We start from the raw sequence: 26,833 nt of genomic DNA on the forward strand, positions 1-26,833 counted from the left end.
GTTCGTGATGCTGAAGTATATCTGTCCACAGGAGACGGCTTCTTTAATTCAGGCATAGCGTTGACGGATGCCTCAGCGGTGAACGGGAACTTTGTGAATCTGATTGCAGGAGACTACAATGGCGACGATTTCAGCGACTTCATCCGCCAAGAAAAAGGTGCATGGGTCGATGGTGTTCGTGATGCTGAAGTATATCTGTCCACAGGAGACGGCTTCTTTAATTCAGGCATAGCGTTGACGGATGCCTCAGCGGTGAACGGGAACTTTGTCAATCTCGTATAGGGGCTAAACCTAGAGAAACTGTCATAAAGAAGCCCCACACTCTCTTGACGGATGAGACGTGGGGCAACTTTATTGTTTTAGCTAAAAGTCCGAATAGTGTTGCCATGCCAATTTTGCTGCACCTACTATCCCTGCAAAATTACCTAACTCGGCAGGCAATATTTGTAAACCCACCCGTGATAAAGGCTGCACTCGCTTCTCAATTTCTGCCTTCACTGTTGGTAAGAAAAATTCAAAGCTGCCACTTATACCGCCACCAATGACGATCGCTTGCGGTGTGAGTACATAAATTAAACTCGTCAAACCAATCCCCAAATACTTACCATATTCTTGCCAAAAAGTCAATGCTGCGGGATCTCCTTGTTGGGCAAGAAAACCCAATTCGACGGGTTCCTTGAGAGTGCGACGGCGAATTGCAGTAGCACAAGCATATTGTTCTAAAGAGCCTTGATTGCCACTATTGCAAATTGGGCCATCAGGATTTAATGAAATTAAACCTAATTCCCCGGCGGCTCCTTGATGTCCAACAAATAGTTTGCTATCAAGGATAATTGCGCCACCAACCCCAGTACCTAAAGTTAGCAGAATCAAATTTTGAAAATGGCGACCAGCTCCTAGCCAAGCTTCTCCCAAAAGAGCGCAATTAGCATCATTAGCGATCGCAGTAGGTTTGCTAGTTTTAGCTTCTAACCAGTCTGCTAAAGGCACATCGACCCATCCAGGTAAGTTAATGGCGATTTTGGCAATGCGTCTTGCTGCATCGGATGGGCCAGGAGTTCCAACACCAATAGCAACAGCTTGATTATCTGGATCAATTTGAGCGATCGCATCTACAAGCACCGTCAGCACGGCCTCTGGTGTTGTCGGTTGGGGAGCCGCCACAGTCAAGGATTGCAGACAAATACCGTCGGGTGTAAAACGCCCCAGCTTAATTGCTGTTCCCCCCACATCAATGCCAATTACTTGAATTTTGTCATTTGTCATTTGTCATTTGTCATTTGTCATTGGGCATTGGGCATGGGGCATTGGTAATTGCTGAACAGTTATTACCTATTCCCTATTATCAAGTTCAAAATCAGCAATTTGTCAGACTTTTAGGCAAATGTGTACTTAGGGTTTTAGGATTTGCCACGAAAATATTCTAAATTTTCTGTTCTATTGGGTGCGAGTCGTAAATTAGCAACAGTCATACTATAAACACTCGATCGCTCTTGCCAAGCTGTAATTGGCGCACCTCTTAAGATACCAGCAAGAGCAACAGAAAGGATAAACCCGCCAGTAGCGGCAGCAATTAACGTTAGATTATCTTTCATACAAATCTCTGTATTGTTTATTTGTCATTTGTCCTTTGTTCAAAACTAATGACCAATGACTACTTTCGGATTCTATTTTCTCTTCGTAAACGGGGATTGACAAATTCATTCAACCCTTCACCAAGTAGTGATAACCCTACCACCATGAATGTCATGGTTAAACCAGGGAAAAGTGTAGTCCACCAAATGCCAGTAGGTAGAGCTTCTAAGGCTTGTTTTAAATCATGTCCCCATTCTGCCACTTCTTCGGGAAGTCCTAGCCCCAAAAAGCCCAAACCGCCCAACACCAAAATTGCATCAGCAGCGTTGAGTGTGAATAGGACGGGTACGCTTTGAATGACGTTGAAAAATAGATAACGAGAAAGCACAACCCAAGTGGAGGCGCCCATTGCTTGAGCAGCTTCGATAAACACTTCAGTTTTCACGCTCACGGTGTGGTTGCGAACAACGCGATAATATTGGGGAATGTAAGCGATGCTAATAGCGATCGCTGCATTTAATATTCCACGCCCTACCACAAACGCCAGCGTCACAGACAGCAGTAGCCCCGGTAGAGTGTAAATGCTATCCATAATAAACAGCAACACTTTATCCAATTTCCCGCCGAGATAACCACTCAGCATCCCCAAAGGCACACCGATAATCATACTCAGCGCTGTTGCCAAAATCACCACCTGCAAAGCAGCTTGAGCGCCAAACAACGTCCGGGAGAACACATCATAACCCAAACGACTAGTACCAAACCAATGTTTAGCTGAGGGTGGCTCGTGAATTGGATTAGAAAGAAAATCTTTGGGGTTTTGCAGCCATCCCCAAGCCTGCAATACGGGAGCGAAGAATGCCAGAAAGATGAAAAATAGGGTAATGGCTAACCCTATGAGCATGAGTTTTTGCGAAAGATTGAGACTTTTGCCAAACTGTAAAAATGTCGGTAGTCGCCGTTTTGTAATGGCCATAAAGCGATCGCCTGGATCAAAGCTTGATACGCTGACTATTTTACATATCAGATAGGGGATTGCGTAAACATTGTGAATAAAAGTCTAACTGTTGAGCGGTGGATACAGAGCTAGACTGAGTTAGAGGTGAGATTATGCCTTATCTTTGGTAAAGATAAATTATTAGCCAAGTGTTACAACAAAGGTAAATGATTCCAAGTAAAGAAAATTTTTAATACAATACAGTTCAGATAAGACCAAAACACTTGTATAGACGGCGAGTTATCGCGTCTCGAAAACCCACAATTTTGTACAATTAGCCCTTAACTGAACCGTATTGGATTTTAATATACTGTGGTATGCCTGCAAGAGATATTTATCATAACGCTGTTAAGAATGCCTTAATTCAAGAAGGCTGGATAATTACAGATGACCCCCTACGTTTAAAGTGGGGTCAAAAAGATATGTATGTAGATTTAGGAGCTAAACAACTCTTAGCCGCAGAACAAGGAAGTAAAAAAATAGCTGTAGAAATTAAAAGTTTTGTTAGTCCTTCAGAAATGGCAGACCTTAAAGACGCTATTGGGGGATTTATCATGTATCGTGCTGTTATCCATCGCCTCGAACCAAAAAGAACATTATATTTGGCAGTGCGCGACAGCGTATTTACAGCTTTGTTTGAAGAACCAATTGGTACACTTTTAATAGAAACAGAGAATCTCAAGTTACTCGTTTTTAATCCAGAAACTGAGAGGATTATTCAATGGATACCTTAAATAATTATCGACGTATCATCAAAGAGGTATTAGTACCCTACACAAAAATTCCTTATTCGCACGCAGCTATTGAATGTAAAGTAGTCTTTGATACCGAAAATGACAGTTATTTGTTGATAACGCTAGGCTGGGATGGTGTTAAGCGAATTCACGGTTGCTTAGTTCATCTTGATATTATTGATGGCAAAATTTGGGTGCAACGGGATGACACAGAAGATGGTGTAACCTACGAATTGATAGCAGCAGGAATTCCCAAAGAGAAAATTGTCTTGGGATTTTACCCGCCAAATGTTAGGCAACACACAGGGTATGCTATTGCCTAACTTATTAAAGCTAACATTTGAGAGGTTGTTTGAAAAGTTGTGAAGTATACTCAAAACCCCTCTCCAAACCTCTCCCCGAAACGGAGAGAGGCTTTGAAACCTCCAGTCCCTAAAGATTACTTTCAATTAACTGGCGGTATTCGCTCTTTTGCTTCACACCTTTGACTTCCTTCACCAGCTCCTTATCTTTGAACAATTGAACTGTTGGCGTTCCTGTCACACCAGCATTTTCAGCGATATCTCGGTCTTTGTCGATGTCAATTTCCACAAAGTGGATTTTGCTGTCAAATTCATCCACCACTTTATTTAAAATCGGCTTCAGAGTATGGCAAGGGCCACAACCAGGCGAGACGTATTTAACAAGGAGTAAGCGATCGCTTTCATGGAACAATTTCCGTAAAGCATAACCTCCCTGATGGCGCGTCGCATCCAAGTTAAATCCAGCTTCTTCCTCGGCTTCAGTCTTTTTAGCTGGCTGATGTTCTAATTCATTAACTGCTGTTTCTGTCTGTTGATGGAATTCTTGAATCAAGCCAGTGAATGATAACCAGCGTTCTGCTAACATCGCCGCCATACAGCCACTACCCGCAGCCGTAATTGCTTGCCGAAACTCATGATCTTGTACGTCGCCAGCAGCAAAAACGCCTTCTACACTGGTTTCTACAGTACCAGGCTTAGTGACAACATAACCTATCTCATCCAGTTCTAATTGTCCTTTAAATAGAGAAGTGTTAGGGCTATGACCAACGGCGTAGAATAAACCCTTAGCGTGTAGTTTGCTCTCTTCACCAGTTTTGGTATTGCGGACTTTCACCCCTTCCATGTGACCATTACCGAAGATATCCACGGCTTCTGTGTTCCAATGCACTTGGATTTTTGGGTTACTCAAAACGCGGTCTTGCATGGCTTTAGAAGCCCGCATTTTATCGGTGCGTACCAACATATTTACCTTGGAACCATATTTGGTGAGGTAAATTGACTCTTCCGCCGCCGAGTCACCAGCACCAATTACAGCCAATTCTGCACCGTGGAAAATTGGTGTTGCACCATCGCAAATTGCACAAGCGGAAATACCCCGACTCCAAAATTCATGTTCGTTGGGTAAACCCAAACGCTTTGCTGTTGCACCCGTAGCAATGACGATGCTGTTGGTTTTTATTTCCCTTTCTTGCGATCGCACTGTAAATGGCCGCTGACTCAAGTCAACTGATATAACATCTTCAGTATATAGTTCAGCCCCCCAGCGCTCCGCCTGCGCCTTCATCTGATCCATCAGTTCCGGCCCAGTAATCCCTTGGGGAAACCCTGGAAAGTTCTCAACTTCCGTCGTTGTCATTAGTTGCCCACCAGGTAAACCCCCGGCTTGGAAACCTTCAAATACAACGGGTTTCAGGTTAGCGCGTCCGGCATAAATAGCTGCTGTGTACCCTGCTGGGCCAGAACCGATAATTACTAAGTTTTCTGTTGTTGTGTTAGTCATGAAAATATACGAACTCATAACGACTACGTTTAATATAGCATAACAAACTGTGATTGGCTACGCCAGATGGTAAGCGATGTCTGCGACGGGCTACGCCTACGCCAAATGCCTACGGTACTATGCGCTCAATACTTGTCAAAGATACTCTTAACCGCTAAAAGCTTTCTCGCAGATATTTTCTGATAACTTCAATATCTATTTCTAGCAATTCTGCCATTTCTTGAACGCTCATACCTCGATCCCTAAGTTTTGGGGCTAATTTCAATCTACTCTTTTCCCAGATGCTCTTGTACAATCGAGTAATTGTAAATTCATCTAAATCAAACATAGTTTAAATTGCTCCTAATATATGTATGTGCCAGTTGCATAAGCTACATTATTCTGAATCACTAAGACTGTTCTTGTAGATATTTCTTGATAATTTCAACGTCTAGCTCTAGAAATTCAGCTATTTCTTGAATGCTCATACCTTTCTCAACACATTTTGGGGCTAATTTCAGCTTGGTTTCTGGTTCTGTCTTTGCCACGATACTCTCGTACAATCGAGTATTTTTGAATGCATCTAAATCGAGCATAGCTTCAATTTCCTCTAAGGTAAGATTGGGAAACTTATAAAATACAATGGCTTGGATAAATGCTATCACTTTCTTTTGAAGATTTTCATCGGGGAAGTCTTCTCGTGCCTGAATGATTAGCTGTTGGGCTAAGGAGGGAGCTTTTGTAGGCGCTTCTACAAATAGTTTGGCAATTCCTATCGCCAAGGAATCTTCACCCCTAGTAGAAAGTTCATTTAGATAAATGCAGCGTAGATGTTGTTGTACTAAAGCCTGATAGCGTGGATGAGGTGGGGTTTCATGGGTACGTTTGTCGTAAATAACAATTGCGTACCAGTCTGAGTTTACGGGTTTATATTGACGAAAGTAAACAAAAATTTCCCCAAAAAGTCGTTCGTAAAATTCTTCATCTTTGTAGGTTTGCAATTCTACAAAGTACATAGGTTCATTTTCAAATCCCTTTATAGTAGCAAATAAACCATCTAAACGAAATGATTGTTGCTTAACTTCAGGTGCAATAAATGTGTAGATATTAGGATTAGTGTCAGGTTTATCAATAAGTTCAAAAAATATCTGTGGTAGTTCCTTGATAAGTTCATAAAAAATGACATCTGTTTTCATTGATGGTGCTAATGGCGAACTATAGAGCCGTTTTCCTTTGAATACAATACATTGTATCTTTCGGGGGTTGAAGTACGTATGATAGAGATTAAAGCGTTATTTGGCGTATTATGTCCCTCACCATCACCGATTTAGAGCAGTTACACACTGAGCATCCAGAATGGCAGATGGAACTGGTAGAGGGAAAAATCATAGTTTCTGCGCCATCAGATTACGAGTCAGAGGAAATTGGCGCTCGGTTGAGTACCTTCTTAAATATCTGGGTCATGTCACGCAAACTAGGGCGTGTAACTGGTTCTGGCGCAGGGTTTATCCTACCGAATATAGAAGAGGACGACTTAGAAAAAAGAAATGTGCGATCGCCTGATGTGTCTTTTGTTCGGGCTGATCGGCTCAAGAAGACCAAGCGCGACTTTGTAGAGTTAGTTCCAGACCTAATAGTTGAGATTAAATCTAAAAGCGACAGAATTAAACCGCTTGAAGAGAAGATTCAGCTATTTTTGCAACTTGGGTCTGTAGTCGGCATACTAATTGACCCTGACCAATTAACAGTAACGGTTTACCGATTAAACCAAGCTCCAGTAGTGTTGGAAAATGGAGACATACTTACATTACCGGATTTGCTACCAGGTTGGGAAATGGCGATATCAGAACTGTGGCCACCTGAATTTGAATAAAGCACTCTCACAAACAAAATTGAGAATCTAGCCCCTGGTATACACTAGGGGCTTTTTAATGCAAGGATTTTGGATTGTGTAACCGCATTCCCCCAAACTTTTTTTCTCAAGGTGATAGGAAAGCGATCGCAGTTGGGTAAGTTATATCTAGAACACACAATCACCTCCTACCCACGGAAAACACTTATGAAAACCGAACTAAAGGCCAAGTTTCTTCAACACATCCTCGCCAAGAAGAACGAAAATGAGGGTTTTACACTCATTGAATTATTAGTAGTAATTATTATTATCGGTATTTTGTCTGCGATCGCACTGCCTTCTTTCTTGAACCAAGCTAACAAAGCCAAGCAGTCAGAAGCTAAAACCTACGTAGGCTCCATGAACCGCGCACAACAAGCATTTTACCTTGAACAGAATAAATTTGCAGCCCAAGGTGACTTTGGTAGTTTAGGTCTCGGTATTGCAACAGAAACATCAAATTACAAGTACACAATTTCTGGTGGTGGTACTACTAGTCCTAGTCAAGTAACGAACCAAGCAGAAACAGTACTTCCTGCTGCACCTCTTAAAAATTATATTGGTGGTGTGGGTGTAGCAACACAATCTGCTACCAGTGAAGCTACCACCATAGCTATTTTATGTGAAAATGAAAAAGCTAGAGTCAACCAGGGTGTAGCTGTAACTAACGCGAGTTTCACGGCTAATGGTTCACCCAGTTGCCCTACCAACTTTATCAGCTTATCTAAGTAGATATGTGAGTTAGTAGATAAGAATTACTCACCAACAAAACAACACTTGATACAGAATTTCAGTTGTCATCACGACTTTTATTCAGCTAAATTACGTATTTTCTCAAGTGGGTAGACTTTTCTATCCACTTTATTTCATTTTTGTGATTTATTCACAACTAGATTGCCGATATCTTTTTCTAAGAGAATCAAAATGATTACTGATATATATAATTGGCAAGAACAGGCTGAAGAATACTTAATTAAAGAAAACTATGTGCAAGCAGCAGCGTTATATGAGCAAGCAATAGCGATAGAACCAAATACTATCTCCTATTATTGGCATTTAGGATTACTGTTGCTACTACAAAACCAAGAAGCGGAAGCTCAAATGACTTGGATGCTGCCAATGACAGAGGCAGATGAAGAACAGTTACTAATTTGGACAAATGAATTATTTCAATTTTTACAAAGAGAAGCAGAAAGGCGCGAAACCCTGGCAGAATATTCTTTAGCTTGGTTAATTCGCCAGCACATGCGGGAAATTAATCCTAGTTATATAAATAATTTGCTTCAAATCCTTATACTTTCTCTTAGGTTAGAAAGATTTGAAGAAATTGATGATTTGAATCAGTGGGGATTAATTGAGCGCTTAAAAGCAAAAGAAGATATAGAAATCGATATTGAACTATTGATACAAGTTTTAAAAGAGTTTTTAAATACTATACCTTTACATCCAGTCAATCTGAATTTAATAGAAGCTAGTCTTCCTTATTTTTCTGATACTCATCAATGCTTCTCCATACTTCTTCCTGCTGCTATGCAAATTGGCCATACTTTGCGGCAGCCTATGCTAGCAGCATCTATTCTTAACTTGCATTTACAATTGGAACCAGATAATGTAGAAATTTTGCGGCATTTAGCGACTTTTTATCAAGATGCTCGTAATTATTCTCAAGGGATAGAGACAGCTAGGTTATGTTATTCTTTATCAGAAGGTTTGGCTGATAAAATCTTTGCGCTCCATCTGCTGTTAAGGGGTCTAATGTCAGCAGGGGGATATTGGCAAGAAATATGTAAAACTTGCCAAGAATTGGAAACTGTATATAAAAACTTTATTGAAGCCCAACCAATTCTTTTAGAAGAAGCAAGAATATTAAGGTTACTTACGCCATCATTTGCAATACCTCACATTAAAGATGCTCCTGCTGAATTTCGAGCTATTCATAATAAGGTAGCTGAGATTTTTAATAATGATATTCAAGCACTTGCCCAATCACAAGGAAAAAACTATAACCACCAAGTCATTAAGGATCATCCGAAAAAATTAAAAATTGGTTATATATCTTATGCTTTAAGGAATCATTCGGTTGGTTGGCTAGCTCGGTGGTTGTTTCAGCATCATGATCGAGATAAGTTTGATATTCATACTTATTTTGTTAACTACCAATTAGTAGACGACTATATTCAAGAGTGGTATCTAAGTCAGGCAGGAAAAGCCCGTCAACTAGGTATGAATGGTCTAAAAATTGCTGACCAGATATATCAAGATGAAATCGATATTTTAGTTGACCTTGATAGTATCACTTTAGATATTACTAGTGAAGTTATGGCACTCAAGCCAGCCCCAATTCAAGTTACTTGGTTGGGGTGGGATGCATCAGGCATACCTGCAATTGATTACTTTATTGCAGATCCTTACGTACTGCCAGATGATGCACAAGATTACTATACAGAGAAAATTTGGAGATTACCTCAAACTTACATAGCGGTAGATGGTTTTGAAGTTGGTGTACCCACTCTCCGCCGCGATGACTTGGATATTCCTATGGATGCTGTTGTATATCTCAGCGCCCAAAGAGGATATAAACGCCATCCAGAAACAACAAGGTGGCAAATGCAAATTATTAAACAAGTACCTAACAGCTACTTTTTGATTAAGGGACTGGCTGAGGAGGAAACAATTAAACGCTTCTTTTACCAAATTGCCGAAGAAGAAGGTGTAGATTGTTCTCGGTTACGATTTTTACCACAAGTTCATTCAGAGTCAGTTCATCGTGCTAATTTAGGCATTGCTGATATTGTATTAGATACATTTCCCTACAACGGAGCGACAACAACCTTAGAAACATTGTGGATGGGTATCCCGTTGGTGACGCGAGTCGGTGAACAATTTGCAGCCCGTAATAGCTACACCATGATGATGAATGCAGGGATTACAGAAGGTATCGCCTGGACTGATGAAGAGTATATTGAGTGGGGTGTCCGCTTGGGGAAAGATGAGGCTTTACGCCAGCAGGTGGCTTTGAAATTGAAAGCATCCCGACAAACAGCACCGTTATGGAATGGCAAACAGTTTACCCGTGAAATGGAAAAGGCTTACCAACAGATGTGGCAGAACTATAGCGGTTCTCAATTGGATGGAATACAGACCTAACCCCAATCCACCATAGAAGGCTTGACCATGATTAGACAGGCGTCATCTCTAATTTGAATGCGATTAAGCTATCTACATCCCAAGATGGAAGTGTTTCTGCCTTCGCTTGTGCGATCGCAGATTGATTATCTGTTGCTAAAGCAATTCGAGTATTGATTCTAGGCAAAAGAGTTTTCCATTGTGCATCACTCATCTTACCTAGCAAAGAAATTTCTGGCCCCTCAGTTATATCTACATCATCTTCCATAAGCAAATTCATGGTCAAAGACGATAAAAGCATATCGGCTTCCTCATCAGAAATATTTTGAGTATCAATCAGGAGAGTTATGTTACTTTTATCTGGGTGAGTAGTAAGAGTAGAAATGGCACTTACTAAATCTTGATATAGTAGGTCTTCTGGCTGTGACCAATCAGGGAAAATAATTAAGTTAATATTTCCTAAGCGGAAATTTTGACTCAGGGTATCTGCAAGATATTTACTAAATAGTTCTTGGAAGAGGCTGCCTATTTTAGCTGAGTAAGAGCGGCTATCCAGAAAACTAGGATTACCTTGCATTTTTTCCTTGATTTGGGCGCTCTTTTGTTGGCGTAATTCAGGATCAGTTCCGAGGGCGATCGCTAATTGTATATAAGACTCTTCACTATCTGCAACTAAATTGGGGACATCCAATGCTTGAACCATTGCAGCTCCCATTGCAGAACGAAAGGTAGTTCCCTGCCTAGCAATTACTGGTAGATTAACTTGTAGTGGTTCTACCAGAGAAGTTGTTCCCGCAAATGGGTAAGAATCTAAATATATATCAGCAATTTTGTAGTATTCCTTCATACCCTCCCGATCTGGGACGGGATGAGGATCTAAGACTCTTAAGCGTTCAGCCGCTACTCCATGCTTAGAAAATATAGAATTCAAATGATTGATAAATTCTATTTTTGGATAATTATTTGACCAATTTGGCCCAAATGGTAAAAGTACTAAAACTGAATTTGGTACTTTAGAAATGATTTTTGCCCATATATCTATCAGTTCTGGAATTGTTTTGAAGTAGTTAGCACCTGAGATAAAAACAACAACATCCTCGGGAATTTCTAAACTATTTCGGTCAACTGGAGTTGTTAAGCTTTCTTCTTCAGTACCGTAACTAAAACAGTGAGCAGTTCCTTCTAATTTGACTAGGTTTTCTTGATAGTGGTCTTGTGCTGTTGGTGATGGATCAGTTAATGTACCAGAAATATAATAATCCATATTTCGCATTCCAGTTGTGGTTACAGAACCACCACTGGTAACTTGTATTCTGGCTAATCTATGGGTTACTAAAAGGCAGATTTGATTAGTTACTGCGGTGACATTGGTAGCTATAAATAATATGTCAACATCATCAGCACGAATGGTCTTAACCTGTGCTGATAATTCCTGTGGTAGCAGTTTAAAACAGTTTGCACAGAGTTGACAATATTGCTCTAATCGATGACCAGTTTGACTCAGAGAGTACAAAATGACTTCAAAATCTCGACTAATATATTCATAAACAGGAAGGTAGGCAAATGTTTCGGCTGAAGGTGTGAAATGTGATGCTAGGATACCAAGCCTAATCTTTTTTCTGTTTACAGGTCGAACTGCAAATTCATAATCCAGTTCATGACTATTAAGTTTCAGGAATAACTCTAATATTTCTGCACGTTTAACATATATATTTTTCAGATTTATCTCATTGAAATATGCGGGTATAAAATTAGTATCTTGAGCAAAATTGTTAACTACTTCATGCCAAAACGTAGAATCAAGATTTTTGAATATAGATGTGTGTAGGTAATTAATACTCTCTTGCAAATATTGGCAGTAATTATCTGCATCACCAATTTGTTGGAAGTAAGGCTGAGAGGAAAATAGGAATTTTAGATAGCCTGTTAATTTTTGATTTTCATCTATATTTTTAGGTATAATATTAGCAATAAAGTCTTCAGAATAATATTTTATTATATCTTCTGGGCTACTCTCAGATTGACTAATGCTAAATATATCTACAACTTGTAAAATATGAGCATTTTTAGATAATTTTTCAAAGTCTGACTTAGCACAAAGTCTGCTAATCATATCATTTATAAAACAATGAACAGTGTCTTTGCCATATTGGATAAATATGTCTTGTTGATTTCGTACTTCCTGTAATGTTTTTCTTGCATATTCTACTTCTTCTAAACCATAAGCAATTCCCTTTAATTCATTTTTTTGTCCAGATTGTTCCAAACTTATCGACATAAATAAGCTTTCCAACCATTGCTTTTGACTAGTTTCTTTTATGGGAACTACAATAGGAATACACCCACATAAAGCTGCCATAAAATTAATATAAGAATATGGGTCATAAGAAATTAGATATTCTTTTATATTAAAAATCTCAATAAGAATTTCTTGAGATAAATTATCATCCAACAAAAGAGAATTAGATGGATGAATATGGAGCAATGGTTTGTGAAATTTGTGACCTTTTCTTATAATATGGCAAGTTCCATTTCTTGATTTACCATGATTTTGTAATGCAGGATTTAAGTATGTTGGGGAAAGAATATTATAGTGTTTTACATCTTTTTGAGGATTATATGTACTGTAATGATAAACAAAGTCATCTTTTCCCCAAGTTGTGTATATATCATGAGGACAATGAATACCAAGTTCGCAAAGAATCCATCTAACTACGTGTTTTGCATTTAAAGGATTGCCAAAAATAACTTCTGGATATACAACAACTGTATTTTCGTTTATCTCAGCTTTTGTTGCATAATTATCAAAAATATTGTTAGCCAAATTAATGCCATTCATGTCAAAAACTTTACAAAAAAAACCTGCTTCATCAATGATTCGAGCAAGAGTATAAAGAGCAATAACTCCACCTACATTAGGTTGAAACGGTGGAGAAAATATAATAAAGCTTAATTGATATTTTTCAGTATTATTCTTCATTATCTTAATTGTTGATAGCTAATTGATATGTGCATATACATATTTAGCTTCGGTAATAGCAATTCTAATAATTTGAGCTATTATCCTAATCTGCTCTTTAGTACTTGAACTTCCTGTAGGCAAGAGTAAAACTTTCTCAGCTAATCTTTCAGTTTCAGGTAGTAGCAATCTTGCATAGGGAAAATATGAATTATAAGGTTCCATGCGATGACAGCCAGGATAAAAATAGCGCCGAGCTATAATATTTTCAGCATGAAGTATTTCAAGCAATTTATCTCTACTTATTTGAGTTTCAGATTCTTCAATTTCTAAAACAATATATTGATAGTTATGTTTTTCGTTTTCGTTATATTTAAATAAATAAATACCTGGAATATCAGCAAGTTCTTGTTCATACCATTTGTAGTTACGATAGTTAATTTCAATAAAGTTATCAATACTCTCTAAGGAAGTTAATCCCATTGCTGCTGATACTTCATTCATCTTGCCATTTGTACCAATATAGATAACATTATCCATACCAGCGAAACCAAAATTTGTCATTAAGCGAATTTTTTCTGCTAGTTCATCACTGTTTGTAACAATTGCTCCACCCTCAAATGTATTCAAAAACTTAGTAGCGTGGAAGCTAAAAACTTCGGCATCTCCAAAGCTACCAATCATACGTCCTTGATGTGAACAGCCGAAAGCATGAGCCGCATCAAACATTAATTTTAAATTATAAGTATCAGCAATTTCGCTTAAAGCTTCCACATTGCAAGGACGACCCCACAAATGAACACCAAGAATGCCAGTAGTTTTTGGGGTGATGCTTTGAACTATTTTGTTTGGATCTATATTATGGGTTTGGGGGTCAATATCACAAAAAACAGGTGTAATTTCTTGCCATTGTAGGGCGTGTGCGGTTGCAATAAAGGTAAAAGAAGGAACAATGACTTCTCCTGTTAACCCTACAGCACGAATGGCTATTTCTAATGCCACTGTTGCATTACAAGTAGCAATACAATGCTTTACCCCGACAAACTCAGCAATGCGCTGTTCAAATTCCTGTACATAGATACCATTATTAGTTAGCCATTTTCTATCTAATATGTCATTGATACGAGCTAATAAACATTCGCGGTTTCCAATATTGGGACGACCAACATGTAACTTTTCCGAGAAGGTTGGTGTTCCGCCAAACAAAGCTAATTCCTTGAAGTCTTTTTTTATCTGAACCATTTTTTTATTTTGTATTTGGGAAAACTTTAGAAAACATTTTAAAAAAATATTCTAGGATGTTTTAAAAGTGAGGGTCTTTGATATATTAAAAATCAAAGGAAAATGATATCAAAGGTTTATTCCATAACTTTCGCGTAAAGCACTGTTTCCCCCAGATGTATCGTGTAATGATCTATGTACAACTGGTAGCCAATATCCAAACTATGGATAAATATAGGAATATCAAAAATATCATTTGGTCTATGATATATAGAAATAGCAAGTTTTGGACGGAACTTACGGATAGTTTCTACAGCCCCATGTAAGGCACTTAACTCAGCACCTTCAATATCCATTTTAATGAAATCAACTCTATCTATACTTTTTTCATATACAAGTTGATCAATTGTGGTAGCAGCTACAGGTATTTCCGATGGAGTATTACTAATATGTGCAACAGGCCCATCACCATGTAAATAAAGCTGAGTTTCTAAACTATCTGTTAGAGCATAATCACTAATAACTACTCTTTCTGCCAAATTCTCATTCTGCATCAAATTGTAGCAAAATACATCTAAATTATGTGGCTCTATTTCAAATGAAAAAACTTTGCCTTCTGAACCAATAGTTGATGCAAAAGCTATTGCTGTATCACCAAAGCACGCACCAGCATCAATAACATAATCTCCCGGTTCAGGACATATTTGAACATTATTTCTATTAAAATAATACTGCTTAAACAAAAATGTCCAAGCCACATTGAGCCACCAGCAATCAATAGTAATATATTGATCTTCAAAGCTAACCGCATACTTCTGCAATTCACCAAAAAGACCAGAGTAATCTATATCAGATTCTGAAACTATCATTTCCCTAGCTTTCTGTCTGTCTCGCCAGTGTTGTTCATTATTGGTAGGTAATTTAAAGTGTAAATGTCCCACCAGTCGGAAAAGTAGTAAGTCTGTTAACCAATTCTTAGACTCAGAATCAGCTAGAATTTCGTGAACTTGTTGAAGATTTTCCTGATTTTTGAAAAAAAACTTAAGATGATAACTGTATGAGTCTATAAAAAGCTGCCTATTGGTATGATCCTTTATTGATGTTGGAAACGTTTCATAATCCCAGTTATTTTCCTGAAAACTATGAATATTTACATAAAAAGCATGAATAATATCATTGATAAATTGGGACATAACTTTGCTTTTACAATATTTCAATTGTTTATTAAATTAATAGCCCTTTCCCGGAAAATTGTGAATCATCATAACCATATTTCTAAGATATTGGGTTATTTTGTAATAATTAATTCTCTAATAAAAATTTGTTGTAGTTTTCAAGGACTGCTGATTTATCTCGATCACCGATTTTGCGGTTCCCTATATATATTCCCCAAGGCTCTAAATTTTTCATAACAACGGAGCCTGCGCCAACCGTAGCCCCTTCGCCAACAGTAACGCCTGGTAAAATGACGCTATTTGCCCCGATAACACAAAATTTACCTATGTGTATAGATACCCTTTTAGTATTTCTATACTTTTCAGCAATTGTTGAATTACCAAAACCCCAAAACTTGAAATCATCTGAACCAGTAAAAATTCTTACTCCAGAAGATAAAGCAGAAAAATCCTCCATTGTAAAACACTCTCCTCCTGTTATTGAAGCGAATGATGCAATATGCACGTTGTTACCTAACTTAATTCGTTTTTTGGCATATATAAACACAAAATCATCAATTATGATATTTTTGCCAAATTCTATATTTTCTAAACCTATTATCTTTGTATACTCGAAGGTGGTGACACCTGGTATTCCATATTTATCAACAGTGATTTGCATATTTTTTATCTTCACATCTTGAGTAATTTCTAAATATCGATTCAATAAATAATTGTTTTTATTACTTAACTATTACCTTAGTAATTAAGAAAATAAGCTTGTCTATTTACTGGGACTATTACTCTCTTGCTTCTTAACCTGCTCTAATACAACTTTGTAATCTTGCCGCCCAGGATGTAACTTCACCAGCTTCTCCAAAAGTTCCATCGCACCCTTAGCATCCTTCAATTGCAACCGCACCAAAGATAGTTTCTCTAAAGCAAGTTGGTTTTCTGGTTCCCGTTGTAAAACCAGCTCGTAGCCCCGCGCCTGTTGCTGTAATACTGACTCAGCAGAAGCAGATGCAATTGCTGGCTTAGGTTGGCTAGCCTGTTGGATTGCTGGAATAACTGCAAACACCGTAGAACCAAAAAACGAGAACATCGATACTATCGTGACAATCTTCTGTCGCCGCCCAATCTGCTTTTTGCGGGTAATTAGGTATTCTTCGTCTGAACCAGCCATGCCTCACATACTTGCTGCGGTAAACACTTAGGTATCAGCAAGCCTCCGTTCTGAGGATACCCATCTGCTCAACAGAAACTAACATCTTCGCTAAAAATTTTTTACACAAAATTCAAATGCTGACTCTGAATACCAGAGAAGTTTATGGTAAACCCATGCTGTACCGACAATTTTGCCATGCGTAGTTTACGGCCGTAGGCGATCGCTCTTTAAGCCTTATTCACTGGACAAAAAATTAAGATTATATAAAGATTTCCGATTATTCAGCCTAAAGTTAGATGTTTGCGATATTGTAAATAACGTTTAAATAAACAGAAACAGTAGATATTTCTACTCAATTGCAAATTTACCCGTTAGTCAAAAACTTTCAAACTAGCCCGTGTCCTATAGTTCTTCAACAAGCACACATATTTTTCGTGATTCAACAAAATAAAATTTTCCCAGTCGTCCTCAGTCACACTACATAGTGCAACTTCCCAGACGACTAATTATTTTGCCCGGCGTCCACAATAGATATCTTACAAAAGGTACTGTTGCACTCTAGTGGTAAAAGGTTAAAAGGAAAAAGAAGACGGCGAAAAGTTAAAGGAAAAAGGGGAAACAGAAACATCTCTCAATACGGTTCGGTTAGCTTGTTTACCCTGCGAAGATCCCCCCAACCCCCCTTACAAAGGGGGGCTAATTTCCTCCTTTACCCCCTTAAAAAGGGGGTTGCCACAGGCGGGGGGATCTTATCCGAACCGTATTGAAACATCCTTCATCCCTTAACCCTTCCCTCTGACCTATGCCCAGGTTTTGCAAAAAGTTTAAGGACTGCTCGGTGGATTTAGAGTTTTGTGGTGGTAATTACCGTACAAAAGCGAATTTACCAGTAATTTAGTAGAGTTTGTTATGGTATAGTTAAAAAGTTAAGACTAGCTTTACCAAAATTACACCACTCTACGATCCGGCAACAATTGCAGACTGGAAAGCAGTTTTAATTAAGTATTTACCAACAAAATCTGAATTCAATCGAGGTTATGACTCAGCAAGTGATTCACCCAATGGTGAAATTGCAGCGCAACGTGCAATCACTCATAGAATCGAACATTATCAAGCCAAGCGATAGCATCTGGAAAATTGCTTTGCTCTACGGTAATGAATGGCAGCACTGGAAACAGGAACTGCTTGACTTTGGCTTTAGTATGCAAGACCCAGTTAGTGAATTGCTAGCTGTAGAGACTTGGGATGAGGAGTAGAAAGTAGGGGGATGAGGAAGCAGAGGGAGCAGGGGGAGCAGGGGGAGCAGGGGAAGAATTCTAACTCCTAACTCCTAACTCCTAACTCCTAACTCCTAACTCCCAACTCCCAACTCCTAACTCCCAACTCCCCACTCACTCTCTAAACTTGGCAACCAGCTAACGCCGCAGCTAATTCCTTTGCAGTTTGATAGCGATCGCGTGGTAATGGTTCTGTAACGCGATCAATTACATCTCTTAATTGGGAACTAATGGTGGGAACTTTTGCCACATCAAACCTGAAGTTTCGCCCTCGTTGGCGGTAATACTTGAAAGGGTTTTCGCCTGTGAGCAGAAAAATCACCGTTGGCCCAATTGCATACAAATCAGATTGAGTCAAAGGTTGTCCTCGTTCTTGCTCAGGAGCGCAATAACCTTCTGCACCAATACGAGTACCGGGCGCTGTGCCAATTTCCTTAACTGCGCCAAAATCTAACACCACTACGCGATTTAGTGAACTTCGCACCATTAAGTTGGCGGGTTTAATGTCGCGGTGAATCAGTGGAGGCTCTTGGCTATGAAGATATTCTAAAATATCGCAGGTTTGGATCATCCAAGCGATCGCCTGGCTTGGCGTAACTGGCCCAGTAGTATAGACACGTCTCTCTAAATCTTGTCCGTGAATTAGTTCCATTGCCAAGTATTTTTTTCCGTCTTCTACAAAGAAGTCGTAATACTTGGGAATTCCCGGATGGTTAAGGGATTTGAGAGTATACGCCTCTCGCTCAAATAATTCTTGAGCTTTGGCAATTTTTACCATATCAGCATTCATTTGCTTCAACACCAGCAATTTTGGCATACCCGCAACCTGACCAGCCGCATCCCAAGCGAGATAAGTAGTACCCATGCCTCCTTGTCCGAGAGTTCGCAACACCTGATAATGGCGAATTTTCTGTTGTACTGAGAGAGGTTGGCCGCAGTGGATGCAAAAGAGATTGTTTGGCGAATTGCCTTCATGGGTGCAAGTGGATCTACCTTGGGCTGAGTGGAGTGTTGCAACGGCGTTTTCTTCTGTTTCTTGCAGTTGTTGCGATCGCACACCAGTTTCCACTACTGTTACATCCTGAATTTGGAATTTCAGTATTGGGCCTCCCTGTGCCAGTTGCAACAATGAATTATCTGGTAAGGGACTCTGAATCACAAGCACACCGTTAAGGAAAGTCCCATTTGTACCCTGACTAATCAGCCGCCAACCACCGCCATTGTCGGCATCGTGTCTCAGTTCTAGATGATGCCGCGAAACTAAACTATCAGTTAAAACAACATGATTATCTACCGCTCGACCAATCCGAATTATGGAAGAGTTCTCAAAGCACCACTGCTGGAGGGGCGTTTTCTGTTGCGGTTCTAACAGAGTCAGACTAACCACAATACAACCTATAAGGTAAATGGATTAGGGATTGGGGATTAGGGATTGGGGATTAGGGATTAGGGATTAGGGATTAGGGATTAGGGATTGGAGAGTAGAAAATTATTTCCCAGTTCCCAGTTCCCAGTCCCCAGTCCCCAGTTCCCAGTCCCCAGTTCCCAGTCCCCAGTCCCCAGTTCCCAGTCCCCAGTCCCCAGTCCCCAGTCCCCAGTCCCCAGTCCCCAGTTCCCAGTCCCCAGTTCCCAGTCCCCAGTCCCCAGCCCCCAGTCCCTTAATTTTCAACTTTCCAAATTTGGGCGTACTTTTGCTCGAATAAGTATACCAGTAATATTGTCGTGACCATTGTGTTGGTTCGCTAAATCAATTAAGTCTGTAACACCCTGTTCTAAGTTAACGCCAGAACTAAGTAAGGGTTCTAAGTGAGTCTGCCAATGGGTTTCTATTAAATCATTATCTGATAGACCGTCCGATACCAACAGCAGAAGAGTATCTTCATTGATCTCAAAAAAATCTACATCGGGATTAATCGAGTTTTCGTCACGAGGCCCCAAAGCTTGCGTGAGTTGGTAGGCATCCGGGCGGGCGTAAGCTATGCTTGCTTCCACTCCGCGTGTAATTTCCCGTTGCCCAACTTCGTGATCTACTGTGACTTGTTCTAGTCCCCGCTTGCGCGTCAGGCGATAGAGACGGCTGTCTCCCACATGAGCAACTGCTGCTTGAGTGCCTTGAATTAAGAGCATTACCAGAGTTGTACCCATTCGCCCAACTCCAGAACGGGCATCTTGTTGATTGAGCTTGTAAATCGCCTCATTAGCTAAAAACACTGCCTCACGAATGCTATCTTCTGTTGGCAGTTGGTTAGTAATCCAGTGTTCTTGAAAGTATTGCCGTAGAGTGTTGACTCCTAACTTACTGGCTATCTCGCCGCCAGCGTGTCCACCCATACCATCACAGAGAATATACAAACCATGCCCTTCCAAGACTCGACTTTTGGGCAACTCCAGCTTTTGAATTTTGGTTTCAATGCCAAAGTAGTCTTCATTATGATGACGTTGACGCCCTACATCTGTGCGTCCTGCATCTTCCAAACTACTTAACTGCATCGCCAGTACAACCGTCGGCATATCATCACTTTTGCTAATGATATCTTCCGGCTCATCTGATTGCGGGATAATGGACACAGCAGTATTTTTCTCCGTTATTGGGGGTAAAGTTGCGGTTCCTAGTGCTTCCAGTTCAAGAGAAATTTCCTCCAAACGCGATCGCAATTGTGCCATCGTCTGAATCTTACCTACCTCTAAATCCCCCAACATCTGGACTACAGGGCCAAATTGAGTGCGTTGAGATTGCCTAAATAGCGCTTGCCAAACCCGCCCCAAAGCTTGAATGGTTAACGGTTGCTCTGGAATAGCAGATGTTTCGCCTTCGGCATCTTCTGGCGACTCGGTGACAGGCAAAGAATTGGATGATTCCACATACAACCTTTGTAGCGCCAGCGTTTGGTCTTCATCCAATCGCAAATTCGACAAATCTAAAAGGCTTTGACGACAACCTACTGGTTCCAATAATGCCCAAAGTTGGGTCATTTCATAACACCAGTGTAAAATTTTTAACGAACTCGTTGTTTCTTCTTGCCATAAATCGAGTAAAAGCTGCCAATGTGAGCGGTCTTCGATTATGACTATCTGCATATTTCCCTGCTGCCATGCATCGTGAATCGGCGGTATCCCCGGCTGACCTTGGTATTGTAATGCAATATAAAGTTTAGCAAGGTGAGGAATTCCACTTGCTTCCACTGATGGCGTTAGCAAATCCGATTGTTGACTTGCTAGTATTGCCTCAATAGGTGATATTTGATACGGCTGGCAGTCTAGAACTTTCACACCTACATCAGTAATGGTGGCAGTTTCCGTTTGGGCAGGTAGCGGATCTAACAATTGATAGCGCTCTTGGGAGTCTAAATAGGAGCCTGGTGCAATCTGAGAACTAGCGGATAGAGAAGATGAAGAAGATATTGCTCCCTCATATCCCTCATTTCCCTCATCTCCCTTTTCTGCCACATCCTCCTCTACTCCCAAAGCTTTCGCAGTCGTTTCCTTAGCAATAATTGCCCAAAACACTGTTCCACATTCCGTGCCACAGTTATGACAACGTAGTGCATTCACAGGTACATCATCGGTACTGCATTCAGGACAGACCTTGTGGGTCAGGGACGTGCCACAGCTTTGACAGAATTTATTACTATTGGGATTTTCAAATTTACACTGAGGGCAAATCAGCATAGTGGAAGTTCCTTTATTCCCGCTCCAAGGTGCTTCTAGCCACTAAGATCCAAGGTGCCACAATTGGCTGTCCCTGACTACAGTAGACCTATAAGAGATTGTAGTTTATCAATAAATTTTGGTGGCAGTATTAATTGTGACGCATATTAGATAAATATTTAATATATTGGCTGGTAATTGCTTATAAATGCGGAGTCGGGAGTCGGGAAGATGAGGGAGATGAGCGAGATGAGGGAGAAATCAATTCAAAATTTAAAATTCAAAATTAAAGAACTTCTGCCCCTCTGCCTCTTTTCAATGCCCAATGCCCAAGAATCTGGCAATTGCGGAGGGTCAAGGTTAAACCATTTTAGATAAATTTGCTTGTAAGTGCCATTGGATAACAAAGTTGCTATACCTTCGTTAATTGCATCTAGATAGGGGGAGTCTTTAGGCGTAGCAATCCCGTAGTATTCTTGGGTGAGAAGGTCGGCAACAACTCTGATGCCTTGGAGTTTGCCATTTTTAATCGCATACAAAGTTGCGAAAGCATCGCTAACCACAGCATCAACATTGCCATTGAGTAAGTCTTGGAAAAATTCTGGCCCAGAATTAAAAGTACTAATTTTGGCGTTGGGGATGGTTTTGGCAAAATCTGCCCCAGTGGAACCAATTTGTACAGCGATTTTTTTACCTTTAAGACTATTAAAGTCTTTAATATTTTGATTGTCTTCGCGGACAGTAATTGCTAGCCCGGCTTTAAAATAAGGTCGTGAAAAAGCAATTGTTTTCAGGCGTTCGGTGGTAATGGTGATTCCGCTAATTGCTGCATCGACTCTTTTAGCTTGCAAAGTTGAGATCATGCCATCAAAGGGCAGACTTTCAAACTGGACTGCAAAACCTGCTACTTTAGCGATAGCATTGATCAAATCAATATCAAAACCTTCCAAGTTCCCGCTAGCCCTTTGGATTTCAAAAGGGATAAACGTAGGGTCTGTAGCAACCTTGAGAAGTTTAGTATTTGGGTTAGTAGTGGGATAGAAACTTTTACAGGCAATCATCAGTAGCAGACAGCCTAAGCTTAGAATTAGCTGCTGCCACTTGAGGTTAATTAATTTCACTCTCAGTAATTCCGTTCTATCAGTCAATATTCACGATACTTGTCATCGTGTTATAAGGAAGAATACATCCGTCAGCAGCCAGAATCCACCATGAATTCTGGGTGGCTAACGAAAGTTTAAGACCCCTACTTTATTGAAAAGTAATGCTCGTTCCCACGCTGCGCTAACAGATTGAAGGCTTCCTCCAATCTGACTTTTCGCTAATTGCCTTCTTGTGTGTTCTCTACTGTGACTTCCAATTTTTAACTTTTTATGGCTGCCACTACCCCTGCTTACCGAATTGCTGATTTATTCGCCGAACGAGCTAGAAACATCGCACCACCAACCTACAGTACAGAGTTAACCAAAATCGCCACTGTCAGCTTTACCTACGGTCTAGCTGACCCAATTCTCTTTCCTCACGCTCACTTGGCTGCTGCAAGTGCTGCTGTGCTGGCAGAAGAGGCTCCGCTCGCTCTCAATTACGGCCCACCTTCAGCTCAACTATACGAGCAAATTATCCTCCGTTTGCAGGCTAAAGGAATCGCTACCGATCGCGATCGCCTGATCATTGGCTATGGTTCTGGCCAGATTCTGGGCTTGCTACCAGATGTATTTGTCGAACCTGGTGATGTGGTAATTGTGGAAGGGCCAACTTTCCTGGGAGTAGTTGTTAGATTTGTCCAAGCTGGCGCACGTATAATTACCATTCCTGTGGATGAGTTGGGGATGGATGTAGATGCCTTAGAAGTAACTTTGAGCGACTTGAAAAAGCAGGGCATCCGGCCCCGGTTTATTTACACCATCCCCACCTTTCACGATCCCACAGGCACTACTATGCCGTTATTTCGCCGTCAAAAACTGGTAGCATTAGCGGCTGAATATGGCGTGCTGGTGGTGGAAGACGATGCTTATAGCGATTTGCGCTTCCAAGGAGAAACTGTGCCCCCCCTGGCAACCCTCGACAAGGAGGGGTGGGTATTATATGTGAGTACCTTCTCGAAAATTATTGCGCCTGGTATCCGCCTGGGATGGGCTTGTGGCGATCCAGCAATTATTGAGCGGCTAGCAATGTTCAAAAGTGAGGGGCCTGTGGGGCCATTTGTCAGTCATGTGGTCGCCCGCTATTGTGCCACAGGCAAACTAGATAATCACATTCAGGAATTAATTGCCTGCTACAAGCATAAGTGCAATTTGTTGTTAGAAGCGATCGCTCAAGAGTTTCCCAGTGATGTAGTTGCAAAGCGTCCCGATGGCGGCTTTTTCGTTTGGTGTAAATTGCCCCCAGACATTAGCGCCAAAGCACTGCTAATGGCTGCCAGTGAACACGGTGTCAGTTTTCTACCAGGGACTCGCTGCTACACTAATGGACAGGGGGATGATGCGATCAGGTTAGCTTTTAGCTTTCAGCCAACTCAGAAGATTGTTGAGGGAATCGCTACATTAGGAGCAGTATTGCGCGGATGGCGGTAATTTTTCAGGAGGCAGGGGGCAGGGGGCAGGGGGCAGGGGGAAAGACACAAACCTCGCCCCTTGTTTGTGGGCGAAAGCACCTCTGCTCCTTTTCTCCCTTGGTTGAGAGCAACAACCGCAAGTGGCGTGATTTTTCTCCCCTGCTCCCTGCTAATATCTCCCTGCTCAAGAGCTTTTTCACTAGTATCTCGTTCCCAGTCTGAGAGTGGGAATGCTTTTTGGGAGGCTCCCGCCTCCCGTATCAGTGGCAGCAGGGCAATGAAGACCATTTCCTTCTTTGACTAGGAAACGAGATTTTGATTTTCAATAAATTTTGTAAATCTTTAAAAAATTTGTTCTAAGCGCTGAAAATCTCGCTGCACTTCATACCAGAGACTTTTATTATGGGGGTCTGTCTTCAGAGCTTTTTTGAGATAAATTCTGGCTTTGAGTAGCTGGTTTTGGGAAATTAGCGCCCGTCCCCAAATTTGATAGGCGATCGCTAGCCATTGGCGAACTTCTAGATCAGTTGACAAACGATCTGCTAAAGCTTCCGCTAGGGCGATCGCTTGCGGAAATCGTCTTTCTTGCAAAAATCGCTGCAATTGCTCATAAGTTTTCCACTTGAGCCGTTCTTCTATTTCCAGCACATTAGGCGGCTTTGGTTTCCCTGGTTCTTGGCTTGTCACCGTTGTTACTGGTGTTTTCTGCCAATGCGTTGCCTTAGCCTCACCACGCACACCAGATGTTGACACCTGAGTTGAATGTGCCACAGTTTCCTCTGGCAGTACCACTGTCAGCAGGAGTTTGTACGCCTCTGTCAACGCAATAAACTTATCTTTGGCTTTGTTGTCATCTGGGTTGATATCGGGATGATATTGCTGCGCCAATCGTCGGTAAGACGCTTTGATGTCAGCAAAAGAAGCTCCCGATCTCAAACCTAGTAAACGGTAGCAATCTCCAAGATCCATCTTGAGCTATGAGCTATCGAATATCCAGCAAGAGGCTATTAGCTATCTGCTTCACGCCTGAACTATTAATAATAAGGGCTAATTTGCTATTTTTAAGTTCAATGTTGACAGTTTGTTTGGGGTCGGGAGTGGGGAGTGAGGAGTGGGGAATTAGGGAGTTAAGAGTTAAGAGTTAGGAGTTAGGAGTTTTTACTCTCCCCCTGCTTCCTCATTCCCTGCTCCCTGCTCCCTGCCCCCTGCCTTCCTACTCCCCTGTTACTATCGAGGTTCGTTCTTCAATCACACGGTCAATTAAACCGTATTGTTTTGCTTCTTCGGCAGACATGAAAAAGTCACGATCCATATCTTTTTCAATCTTTTCTATGGTCTGACCGGTTTTTTCGGCATAAATACCATTGAGCTGGTGACGAATCCGCAGAATCTCTCTAGCTTCAATTTCGATATCGCTTGCTTGTCCACGGGTGCCACCTGAAGGCTGGTGAATCATAATCCGTGAGTGAGGCAATGCTAGCCGTTTGCCTTTGGTGCCAGCAGCCAGCAAGAAAGACCCCATTGAAGCTGCTAAACCGACGCAAATAGTCACTACATCTGATTTGATATGTTGCATGGTGTCAAAAATAGCCATGCCAGATGTAACCATCCCACCTGGAGAATTGATGTATATATAAATATCTTTACCTGGATCATCTGAGTCCAGATACAGCATTACAGCAATAATCTGATTGGCAATTTCATCATCAATATCTCGCCCCAAGAATATAATCCGTTCCCGGTAAAGGCGATCGTAAATGCTAATCCAATCTGTATATTGTCCTCCGGGCATCCGGTAAGGAACTTTAGGAACGCCTATAGGCATAATTTACTCCGTTCTTAATAAGTCATTGGTCATTGGTCATTGGTCATTGGTCATTGGTCATTGGTCATTAATAATTTTTGGTTATTAACAAAGGACGAATGACAAAGGACATAGACGCGCTAGCGGCTTCCCGCAGGGTAGGACAAATTAAAGGACACTGGCAGGAAGTGGGGGATTGGCGAGTTCTTCTTTCTCAAAAACTCGGTCAATCAGACCGTATTCCTTTGCTTCATAGGGTGTTAAATATAACAACCGATCCATGTCTTTAGTAATTTTTTCTGGAGGCTGTCCAGTGGTGCGATGTAAGATATCAACTAACGCCCCTTTGTTTACCAAAACTTCCCTGGCGCGAATTTGAATATCCGTTGCTTGACCTTGGGCGTAGCTCTTGGGCTGATGCAGGATAATCGAGGAGTGAGGCAAACTAGCGCGGCAACCTTTTGTACCAGCACTGAGAAGCATCGCTGCCATTCCCATTGCGGAACCGACGCAGATGGTGTGGATCGGAGGCTTGATATATTTCATGGTGTCAAAGATGGCGAAGGCTTCGGTTTCAAAGCCAATGGGTTCGCCACTGTAACCGGAAGTGCCGGTGGAATTGATATAGATTTTAATCGGTTTTTCGGGGTCGTCGGATTGCAAAAATAGCAATTCGGCCACGATTAATTCCGTGACAGCAGGCACCAGAGGCATCCCAATATAGACAATTCGCTCCTTCAATAAGAGGGAAGGTAAATCTGGCGGTGGTGTCCGGTAAAAGTTATCGCCGTAATATGGGGCTTGAACAGCCTTAATTGGGGAAATGTCCATAGCAACTGATCGCCTGAAACTATGCCGTTAACTGTAATACATCCTAGCGCGATGCCAGCCTGACTCAAGGTGCGGATTTCTCCCTAATGCTCAAGGTGGCTTCGCATCTGCC

25 protein-coding genes are annotated in these 26,833 nt (G+C 41.0%); 8 read left to right on the top strand and 17 right to left on the bottom strand.

Translation table 11 applies throughout. The annotated features are described in order from the left end of the window. The coding region (locus LC608_RS07730; RefSeq protein WP_229552984.1) for a hypothetical protein at window positions 1-282 on the top strand (282 nt) is incomplete at its 5' end. 81 nt (window positions 283-363) lie between these two features. Here the strand turns inward: LC608_RS07730 and LC608_RS07735 are convergent. From LC608_RS07735 to LC608_RS07745, 3 genes are all read right to left on the bottom strand, one after another. Continuing rightward, on the bottom strand, window positions 364-1,266 hold the full coding sequence (locus LC608_RS07735; protein ID WP_229552985.1) for an ROK family protein: 903 nt from the start codon (window positions 1,264-1,266) through the stop codon (window positions 364-366). A 134-nt stretch (window positions 1,267-1,400) separates the two neighbouring features. Then, entirely contained in the window at window positions 1,401-1,595 is a 195-nt protein-coding gene (locus LC608_RS07740) for a hypothetical protein (protein ID WP_229552986.1), read from the bottom strand. Between the two features lie 59 nt (window positions 1,596-1,654). Beyond that, window positions 1,655-2,551 carry an ABC transporter permease gene (locus tag LC608_RS07745; protein ID WP_194043829.1) on the bottom strand — a complete coding sequence of 299 codons (897 nt, stop codon included), beginning with the start codon at window positions 2,549-2,551 and terminating at the stop codon, window positions 1,655-1,657. Window positions 2,552-2,889: 338 nt separating this feature from the next. Here LC608_RS07745 and LC608_RS07750 point away from each other — a divergent pair, with 338 nt between their 5' ends. Together LC608_RS07750 and LC608_RS07755 are read left to right on the top strand one after the other, a co-directional pair. Next, window positions 2,890-3,306 carry a XisH family protein gene (locus LC608_RS07750; protein ID WP_229552987.1) on the top strand — a complete coding sequence of 139 codons (417 nt, stop codon included), beginning with the start codon at window positions 2,890-2,892 and terminating at the stop codon, window positions 3,304-3,306. Next, window positions 3,294-3,629: a XisI protein gene (locus LC608_RS07755; protein WP_229552988.1), complete on the top strand. Its 336-nt coding sequence runs from the start codon at window positions 3,294-3,296 to the stop codon at window positions 3,627-3,629. Before LC608_RS07750 ends, LC608_RS07755 begins: the two co-directional genes overlap by 13 nt. 109 nt (window positions 3,630-3,738) lie before the next feature. On the opposite strand, the gene trxB is transcribed toward LC608_RS07755, so the two are convergent. Both trxB and LC608_RS07765 read right to left on the bottom strand, forming a co-directional pair. Next, a complete protein-coding gene (gene trxB / locus LC608_RS07760) occupies window positions 3,739-5,109 on the bottom strand; it encodes a thioredoxin-disulfide reductase (RefSeq protein WP_229552989.1) in 1,371 nt (456 codons plus the stop codon). Window positions 5,110-5,498: 389 nt separating this feature from the next. After that, window positions 5,499-6,284: an Rpn family recombination-promoting nuclease/putative transposase gene (locus LC608_RS07765; RefSeq protein ID WP_229552990.1), complete on the bottom strand. Its 786-nt coding sequence runs from the start codon at window positions 6,282-6,284 to the stop codon at window positions 5,499-5,501. A gap of 110 nt (window positions 6,285-6,394) precedes the next feature. On the opposite strand from LC608_RS07765, the gene LC608_RS07770 reads away from it, so the two are divergent. The 3 genes from LC608_RS07770 to LC608_RS07780 all read left to right on the top strand — a co-directional run bounded on the left by LC608_RS07770 (window position 6,395) and on the right by LC608_RS07780 (window position 10,126). Then, window positions 6,395-6,961: a Uma2 family endonuclease gene (locus LC608_RS07770; RefSeq protein WP_229552991.1), complete on the top strand. Its 567-nt coding sequence runs from the start codon at window positions 6,395-6,397 to the stop codon at window positions 6,959-6,961. 186 nt (window positions 6,962-7,147) lie between these two features. After that, a complete protein-coding gene (locus LC608_RS07775; RefSeq protein ID WP_229552992.1) occupies window positions 7,148-7,711 on the top strand; it encodes a type IV pilin-like G/H family protein in 564 nt (187 codons plus the stop codon). Between the two features lie 192 nt (window positions 7,712-7,903). Continuing rightward, on the top strand, window positions 7,904-10,126 hold the full coding sequence (locus LC608_RS07780) for an O-linked N-acetylglucosamine transferase, SPINDLY family protein (RefSeq protein WP_229552993.1): 2,223 nt from the start codon (window positions 7,904-7,906) through the stop codon (window positions 10,124-10,126). Window positions 10,127-10,157: 31 nt separating this feature from the next. Here LC608_RS07780 and LC608_RS07785 read toward each other — a convergent pair whose 3' ends face one another. The 5 genes from LC608_RS07785 to LC608_RS07805 form a co-directional block, all read right to left on the bottom strand. Continuing rightward, window positions 10,158-13,085, bottom strand: coding sequence for a hypothetical protein (locus LC608_RS07785; RefSeq protein ID WP_229552994.1), 2,928 nt, complete (start codon window positions 13,083-13,085; stop codon window positions 10,158-10,160). 18 nt (window positions 13,086-13,103) lie between these two features. After that, the gene (locus LC608_RS07790; protein ID WP_229552995.1) at window positions 13,104-14,306 is read right to left on the bottom strand and encodes an aminotransferase class I/II-fold pyridoxal phosphate-dependent enzyme; all 1,203 of its coding nucleotides are present in this window, start codon (window positions 14,304-14,306) and stop codon (window positions 13,104-13,106) included. A 116-nt stretch (window positions 14,307-14,422) separates the two neighbouring features. Then, complete coding sequence (locus tag LC608_RS07795) at window positions 14,423-15,478, bottom strand: FkbM family methyltransferase (protein ID WP_229552996.1); 1,056 nt, start codon at window positions 15,476-15,478, stop codon at window positions 14,423-14,425. A gap of 109 nt (window positions 15,479-15,587) precedes the next feature. Next, window positions 15,588-16,121, bottom strand: coding sequence for a DapH/DapD/GlmU-related protein (locus LC608_RS07800; protein WP_229552997.1), 534 nt, complete (start codon window positions 16,119-16,121; stop codon window positions 15,588-15,590). A gap of 102 nt (window positions 16,122-16,223) precedes the next feature. Then, a complete protein-coding gene (locus LC608_RS07805) occupies window positions 16,224-16,625 on the bottom strand; it encodes a tetratricopeptide repeat protein (RefSeq protein ID WP_229552998.1) in 402 nt (133 codons plus the stop codon). A 1,019-nt stretch (window positions 16,626-17,644) separates the two neighbouring features. Here LC608_RS07805 and LC608_RS07810 point away from each other — a divergent pair. Continuing rightward, window positions 17,645-17,863 carry a DUF4327 family protein gene (locus tag LC608_RS07810; RefSeq protein WP_012407469.1) on the top strand — a complete coding sequence of 73 codons (219 nt, stop codon included), beginning with the start codon at window positions 17,645-17,647 and terminating at the stop codon, window positions 17,861-17,863. A gap of 142 nt (window positions 17,864-18,005) precedes the next feature. On the opposite strand, the gene LC608_RS07815 is transcribed toward LC608_RS07810, so the two are convergent. The 4 genes from LC608_RS07815 to LC608_RS07830 form a co-directional block, all read right to left on the bottom strand. Beyond that, complete coding sequence (locus LC608_RS07815; protein WP_229552999.1) at window positions 18,006-19,271, bottom strand: protein kinase; 1,266 nt, start codon at window positions 19,269-19,271, stop codon at window positions 18,006-18,008. 102 nt (window positions 19,272-19,373) lie between these two features. Beyond that, entirely contained in the window at window positions 19,374-19,553 is a 180-nt protein-coding gene (locus LC608_RS07820) for a hypothetical protein (RefSeq protein ID WP_229553000.1), read from the bottom strand. Then, window positions 19,550-21,553, bottom strand: coding sequence for a serine/threonine phosphatase (locus LC608_RS07825; protein ID WP_229553001.1), 2,004 nt, complete (start codon window positions 21,551-21,553; stop codon window positions 19,550-19,552). Before LC608_RS07825 ends, LC608_RS07820 begins: the two co-directional genes overlap by 4 nt. A 245-nt stretch (window positions 21,554-21,798) precedes the next feature. Then, complete coding sequence (locus LC608_RS07830) at window positions 21,799-22,653, bottom strand: basic amino acid ABC transporter substrate-binding protein (protein ID WP_229553002.1); 855 nt, start codon at window positions 22,651-22,653, stop codon at window positions 21,799-21,801. A 252-nt stretch (window positions 22,654-22,905) separates the two neighbouring features. Between LC608_RS07830 and LC608_RS07835 the strand changes: the two genes are divergently transcribed. Then, complete coding sequence (locus tag LC608_RS07835; protein ID WP_229553003.1) at window positions 22,906-24,105, top strand: PLP-dependent aminotransferase family protein; 1,200 nt, start codon at window positions 22,906-22,908, stop codon at window positions 24,103-24,105. Between the two features lie 323 nt (window positions 24,106-24,428). Here LC608_RS07835 and LC608_RS07840 read toward each other — a convergent pair whose 3' ends face one another. The 3 genes from LC608_RS07840 to LC608_RS07850 all read right to left on the bottom strand — a co-directional run bounded on the left by LC608_RS07840 (window position 24,429) and on the right by LC608_RS07850 (window position 26,721). Beyond that, window positions 24,429-25,055: a J domain-containing protein gene (locus LC608_RS07840; protein WP_229553004.1), complete on the bottom strand. Its 627-nt coding sequence runs from the start codon at window positions 25,053-25,055 to the stop codon at window positions 24,429-24,431. A gap of 244 nt (window positions 25,056-25,299) precedes the next feature. Next, entirely contained in the window at window positions 25,300-25,911 is a 612-nt protein-coding gene (locus LC608_RS07845) for an ATP-dependent Clp protease proteolytic subunit (RefSeq protein ID WP_229469091.1), read from the bottom strand. A gap of 147 nt (window positions 25,912-26,058) precedes the next feature. Continuing rightward, the gene (locus tag LC608_RS07850) at window positions 26,059-26,721 is read right to left on the bottom strand and encodes an ATP-dependent Clp protease proteolytic subunit (RefSeq protein ID WP_069072491.1); all 663 of its coding nucleotides are present in this window, start codon (window positions 26,719-26,721) and stop codon (window positions 26,059-26,061) included. Window positions 26,722-26,833 lie beyond the last annotated feature (112 nt).

Origin of the sequence: Nostoc sp. XA010, assembly GCF_020829625.1 — a bacterium.
Classification (GTDB): Bacteria; Cyanobacteriota; Cyanobacteriia; order Cyanobacteriales; family Nostocaceae; genus Nostoc.